This window comes from Mesorhizobium sp. M7A.F.Ca.CA.002.09.1.1, from assembly GCF_003998555.1.
Lineage (GTDB): Bacteria > Pseudomonadota > Alphaproteobacteria > Rhizobiales > Rhizobiaceae > Mesorhizobium > Mesorhizobium ciceri.
The window spans coordinates 1-4,703 of sequence record NZ_RZRR01000419.1 but is presented as its reverse complement, the minus strand read 5'-3'; the positions used below and the strand labels follow the sequence as shown (position 1 = coordinate 4,703).

Below are 4,703 nucleotides of genomic sequence, written 5' to 3'. Positions count from 1 at the left end.
GTTGGGACGACGGCGCGGGTGGCAATGCAACTGGCCGCCCATGCCGGCCGCGGCGACATTATCGCGTCGCGTCTGATCGCCGATCTGGCGGCTGGGTCGGGCCTGCATTTCACCGACGCCGGGCGCATCAGTGTCGACGAGCTGGAGCAGCCGCTGGCGCTGGTCCATGCGACGTCCGAACAGCATCTGGAACCCGCCTGCCGGCCCAAACCCAAGACCGCCGAGCCGGCCGCATTGACGGCGCGCGAAAGCGAGGTGGTGAGCCTCGTCGCCGACGGCAAGAGCAATGCCGCGATCGCCGCCGAATTGCGGCTGAGCGAACACACGGTCAAGCGCCATGTCGCCAACATACTGCTCAAGCTGGATCTGCCGTCGCGGGCGGCGGCGGCGGCGTTTTCGGCCAGGCACCCTGGCCCGCACGGGCCATGAGAGCCATGGCGCTTTCGGGCGAAGCGGCCATGGGCGGGTAAGCGCTATCAATTCTCTCCACGCAGGCTAGGCGGATGTCGCTGGAAAAGGCGCTGCGAACGGAGGAGGAAATGCTGAAGTCGAACCGGACACTCAAATTGCTTGTGATCGCTGCAAGCGTTGGCGCGTTGTTCGCCATCTCTCCCGCAAAGGCCGAGGACGCGTCCGCGGCGGCCGCCTACAAGGACATCGAGGCAACGCTCGGCTCGGTGCCGGACATGTTCAAGACCCTGCCGGATGTGGCCGTCGCCGGCGCCTGGGCCGAGATTAAGGGCGTGCAGCTCAACCCGAAGACGGCGCTTGACGGCAAGACCAAGGAACTTTTGGGCCTCGCCGTCGCGGCGCAGATCCCATGCCAGTACTGCATCTATTTCCACACCGAGGCGGCCAAGCTCAACGGCGCCAGCGACGAGGAGATCAAGGAGGCGGTGGCGATGTCCGCCATCGTGCGCCATTGGTCGACGATGCTCAACGGCAGCCAGGTCGATCTGACGACCTTCAAGAAGCAGACCGACGACGTATTCGCGGCCGTCAAGGCGAAGTCGCAGTAAGAACCACTGCCCGGCGATGAGCGCCGGACGGCACATCGACCATCAACCGCCCGGTCGGAAGACGGGCCAATGGAGGATGAAATGCTGACCAAGACCCAAACAGTGGACGGCGCCGCGATCAAGAAGGCGATCGAAACCCGTGACGGCAAGATGCTGTCGAGCTTCTATGCCGAAGACGCGCTGGTGCGGGTGATCGACCGCAACAACCCGCCGAGCAAGCCGCGTGAAATCCGCGGGCGCGCGGCGATCACCACATTCTGGGACGACATCTGCAGCCGGGCGATGACCCACAAGGTCGACACCACCATCGCCGACGGCGACAGCCTCGCCTTCACCCAGGCCTGCGCCTATCCGGACGGCACCAAGGTGTTCTGCGCAGCGATGCTGGAGCTGAAGAACGGTCGGATCGCAAGACAGACCGTCGTGCAGGCCTGGGACGAGTAGATCAACAACCGTGGATCAACCGCGGCCTGGGCCGCAACCTGGAGGAGAAGACGATGTTCAGCGCCAGATGGCAGATCGACGCCAAGTTCGGACACAAGCAGACCGTGCTCGACCTGTTGAAGAAATGGGAACGCGAGATCGGGTCACAGGTCGGCCTCGACGAGCTGGAATTCCAGATCATGACCGGTTCGATCGGCGCGCGGGAGGCGACGGTCGAGTCCCATCACCAGGTCGAAAGCCTGGCCCAGTTGGAGGCGTTCTTCGCCAAGATCGGCAAGATCGACGCGCACGCGAAATGGGGCAAGGAGATCGAGCCCTATGTCGTGTCTGGCACCAGCCTGTGGAATATCTATCGCATCGTGGAGTAGTGGTCTGCGGTCTTACCTCTCCTCTTGTGGGAGAGGTCGGATTGCCCCGATTTGTCCTTCACAAATCGGTTGGCAACCCGGGTGAGGGGTAAGCTGGCGTCAAGCTGGAACACCCCTCATCCGTCTCGGCGCTACGCGCCGATCCACCTTCTCCCACAAGGGGACAAGGCAAAACTAGCCATGCGCAACCATCACATGCCGCACGGCGGTGTAATCCTCCAGTGCGTAGAGCGACATGTCCTTGCCGTAGCCGGACTGCTTCAACCCGCCATGCGGCATCTCGTTGGTCAGCATGAAGTGGGTGTTGATCCAGGTGCAGCCATATTGCAGGCGGGCGGCCGTCGCCATGGCGCGCGAGACATCCTTGGTCCATACGGATGACGCCAGGCCGTAGTCGCTGTCATTGGCCCAGTTCACCGCCTCGTCGACTTCCGAAAAACGAGTAACCGAGACGACCGGGCCGAACACTTCGCGGCGCACGATCTCATCTTCCTGCAGCGCGCCGGCGACGACGGTCGGCTGGTAATAGAAGCCGGAGCCCTCGCCCGGCTTGCCGCCGGTGGTGATCTCGATGTGTTTCAGTTCCGAGGCGCGCTCGACGAAGCTCGAGACGCGGTCGCGCTGGCGGCGCGAGATCAGCGGGCCGATTTCGTTTTCGGTATCGTCGGGGCGGTCGTACTTGATGGTCGAGACGGCCGAGGAGAGATCGGCGACGAGCTTGTCGTAGATCTTCTTGCCGGCGTAGATGCGGCAGGCGGCGGTGCAGTCCTGGCCGGCATTGTAATAGCCGAAGGCACGCAGGCCGTTGACCACGGCGCCGAGGTCGGCGTCGTCGAAGACGATGACCGGCGCCTTGCCGCCGAGCTCGAGATGCGTGCGCTTGACCGACTTGGCGGCCGCCTGCAGCACCTTCTTGCCGGTGGCGACATCGCAGGTGATCGAGATCATGTTGACCTTGGGATGATTGATCAGCGTGTTGCCGACGCTGTCGCCGCGGCCGAGCACGACATTGACGACGCCTTCGGGCAGGATGTCCGCAAGGATTTTTGCCAGCTTCAGCGCCGTCAGCGGTGTCTGCTCGGACGGTTTGAAGACGACGGTGTTGCCGCCGGCGATCGCCGGCGCCAGCTTCCAGGCCATCATCATCAGCGGATAGTTCCACGGCGCGATGGAAGCGACGATGCCAATGGCATCGCGACGGACCATCGAGGTGTGGCCGGGAATGTATTCGCCAGCGACGACGCCCGGCATCGAACGGACGGCGCCGGCGAAGAAGCGGTAGCAATCGACGATCGCCGGGATTTCGTCATTGAGCACGGCGTTGATCGGCTTGCCGCAGTTGAGCGCCTCGAGCGTGGCGAACTCCTTCGCGTCGGCTTCGATGCGGTCGGCGATCTTCAGCAAATAGCCGGAGCGCTGCGCCGGCGTGGTGCGCGACCACAAGACGAACGCCTGTTCGGCAGCAGTGACCGCCGCCTCGATCTGCGCCTGGCTGGCCTCGGGCAGGTTGAGGATGGTCGCCCCGGTCTTTGGATTGAGGATCGGCTCCTCGGTCTCGGTGCCCTTCTCGAATTTCGAGCCGATCAGCATCTGGGTGTCCATAAGGTTTCTCCCTTTACAGAAGCGAGTAGCGAGTAGCTGAAAGCGAGTAGGGTTTGACCGTCGATCCCTATTCGCTACTCCCTATTCGCTGTTTTTCATTTCCCGCTTCCAGCGATCTGGTCGCCGTCACGGGTGAGGTAATAAGCGGCAAGGATCGGCAGCAACGTCACCAGCATGACGACCATGGCAACGACATTGGTGACCGGGCGCTGGCGCGGACGGATCAGTTCTTCCAGCATCCAGATCGGCAGCGTCTGCTGCTGGCCGGCGGTGAAGGTGGTGACGATGACCTCGTCGAAGGACAGCGCGAAGGCCAGCATGCCGCCGGCAAGCAGCGCCGTGGCGATGTTGGGCAGCACGACATGGCGGAAGGTCTGAAAACCGTCGGCGCCGAGATCCATCGAAGCCTCGATCATCGAACCGGAAGTGCGGCGGAAACGGGCGACGGCGTTGTTGTAGACGACGACCACGCAGAAGGTGGCGTGGCCAAGCACGATCGTCCAGAACGAGAACGGGATGTCGGCCAGCGAAAAGGCCGAGCGCAGCGCAATGCCGGTGATGATGCCGGGCAGCGCGATCGGCAGGATGACCAGCAGCGAGATGGTTTCGCGGCCGAAGAATCTTGTCCGCGACACCGCCGCCGAACAGAGCGTGCCGAGGATGAGCGCGATCGCCGTCGAAATCGCGGCCACCCTGACCGACAGCGACAGCGCCTGCCAGACATCTGGCCGGTTCCAGGTCACGGCGAACCACTGCGTCGTCAGCCCTGGCGGCGGCCAGACGAAACTCTTCTCTTCGGTGGTGAAGGCATAGACGAAGATCAGCAGGATCGGCAGGTGCAGGAACAGCAGCCCGCAGGCGGCGGCAATCTTCAGGCCGAGCGGAGCCGACTGGGAACCATCAGAGCGCATCGAAGGCCCCCATGCGCTTGGCGCCCCAGAGATAGAAGCCCATGATGACGATCGGCACCACGGTGAAGGCGGCGGCGAGCGGGATGTTGCCGGCGGTGCCTTGCTGCGAATAGACCGCCTGGCCGATGAACAGACGCGAGGTGCCGATGATCTGCGGGATGATGTAATCGCCGAGCGTCAGCGAGAAGGTGAAGATCGAACCGGCGACGATGCCCGGCAGCGCCAGCGGAAACAGCACGTTGCGGAAGGTCTGTCCCGGTGAAGCGCCGAGGTCGGACGAGGCCTCGACCAGATTGCCGGGCACGCGCTCGAGCGCCGCCTGAACGGGGAGGATCATGAACGGCAGCCAGACATAGACG

General features: G+C 63.6%; 7 protein-coding genes. 4 read left to right on the top strand and 3 right to left on the bottom strand.

The window, feature by feature from the left end; all coding sequences use genetic code 11:
* The 4 genes from EN994_RS18495 to EN994_RS18480 form a co-directional block, all read left to right on the top strand.
* The coding region (locus EN994_RS18495; RefSeq protein WP_164746000.1) for a helix-turn-helix transcriptional regulator at positions 1-429 on the top strand (429 nt) is incomplete at its 5' end.
* 110 nt (positions 430-539) lie between these two features.
* On the top strand, positions 540-1,019 hold the full coding sequence (locus EN994_RS18490) for a carboxymuconolactone decarboxylase family protein (protein ID WP_013528017.1): 480 nt from the start codon (positions 540-542) through the stop codon (positions 1,017-1,019).
* Between the two features lie 81 nt (positions 1,020-1,100).
* Positions 1,101-1,463 (top strand): nuclear transport factor 2 family protein, encoded by a 363-nt coding sequence (locus EN994_RS18485; RefSeq protein WP_024503372.1) that lies wholly within the window; start codon positions 1,101-1,103, stop codon positions 1,461-1,463.
* A 53-nt stretch (positions 1,464-1,516) separates the two neighbouring features.
* Complete coding sequence (locus EN994_RS18480; protein WP_013528019.1) at positions 1,517-1,831, top strand: hypothetical protein; 315 nt, start codon at positions 1,517-1,519, stop codon at positions 1,829-1,831.
* A gap of 174 nt (positions 1,832-2,005) precedes the next feature.
* On the opposite strand, the gene EN994_RS18475 is transcribed toward EN994_RS18480, so the two are convergent.
* From EN994_RS18475 to EN994_RS18465, 3 genes are all read right to left on the bottom strand, one after another.
* Positions 2,006-3,433, bottom strand: coding sequence for a gamma-aminobutyraldehyde dehydrogenase (locus EN994_RS18475; RefSeq protein ID WP_127307710.1), 1,428 nt, complete (start codon positions 3,431-3,433; stop codon positions 2,006-2,008).
* Positions 3,434-3,528: 95 nt separating this feature from the next.
* Positions 3,529-4,344: an ABC transporter permease gene (locus tag EN994_RS18470; protein WP_024503371.1), complete on the bottom strand. Its 816-nt coding sequence runs from the start codon at positions 4,342-4,344 to the stop codon at positions 3,529-3,531.
* Positions 4,334-4,703, bottom strand: a 370-nt coding sequence (locus tag EN994_RS18465) for an ABC transporter permease subunit (protein ID WP_127307709.1), incomplete at its 5' end; no start/stop codon positions are given. The genes EN994_RS18465 and EN994_RS18470, both read right to left, overlap by 11 nt.

Bases quoted from the DNA above. Each gene is read 5' to 3' on its own strand.
- EN994_RS18470 (WP_024503371.1), bottom strand. From the start codon at position 4,344: ATGCGCTCTGATGGTTCCCAGTCGGCTCCGCTCGGCCTGAAGATTGCC.
- EN994_RS18480 (WP_013528019.1), top strand. From the start codon at position 1,517: ATGTTCAGCGCCAGATGGCAGATCGACGCCAAGTTCGGACACAAGCAG.
- EN994_RS18485 (WP_024503372.1), top strand. From the start codon at position 1,101: ATGCTGACCAAGACCCAAACAGTGGACGGCGCCGCGATCAAGAAGGCG.
- EN994_RS18475 (WP_127307710.1), bottom strand. From the start codon at position 3,433: ATGGACACCCAGATGCTGATCGGCTCGAAATTCGAGAAGGGCACCGAG.
- EN994_RS18490 (WP_013528017.1), top strand. From the start codon at position 540: ATGCTGAAGTCGAACCGGACACTCAAATTGCTTGTGATCGCTGCAAGC.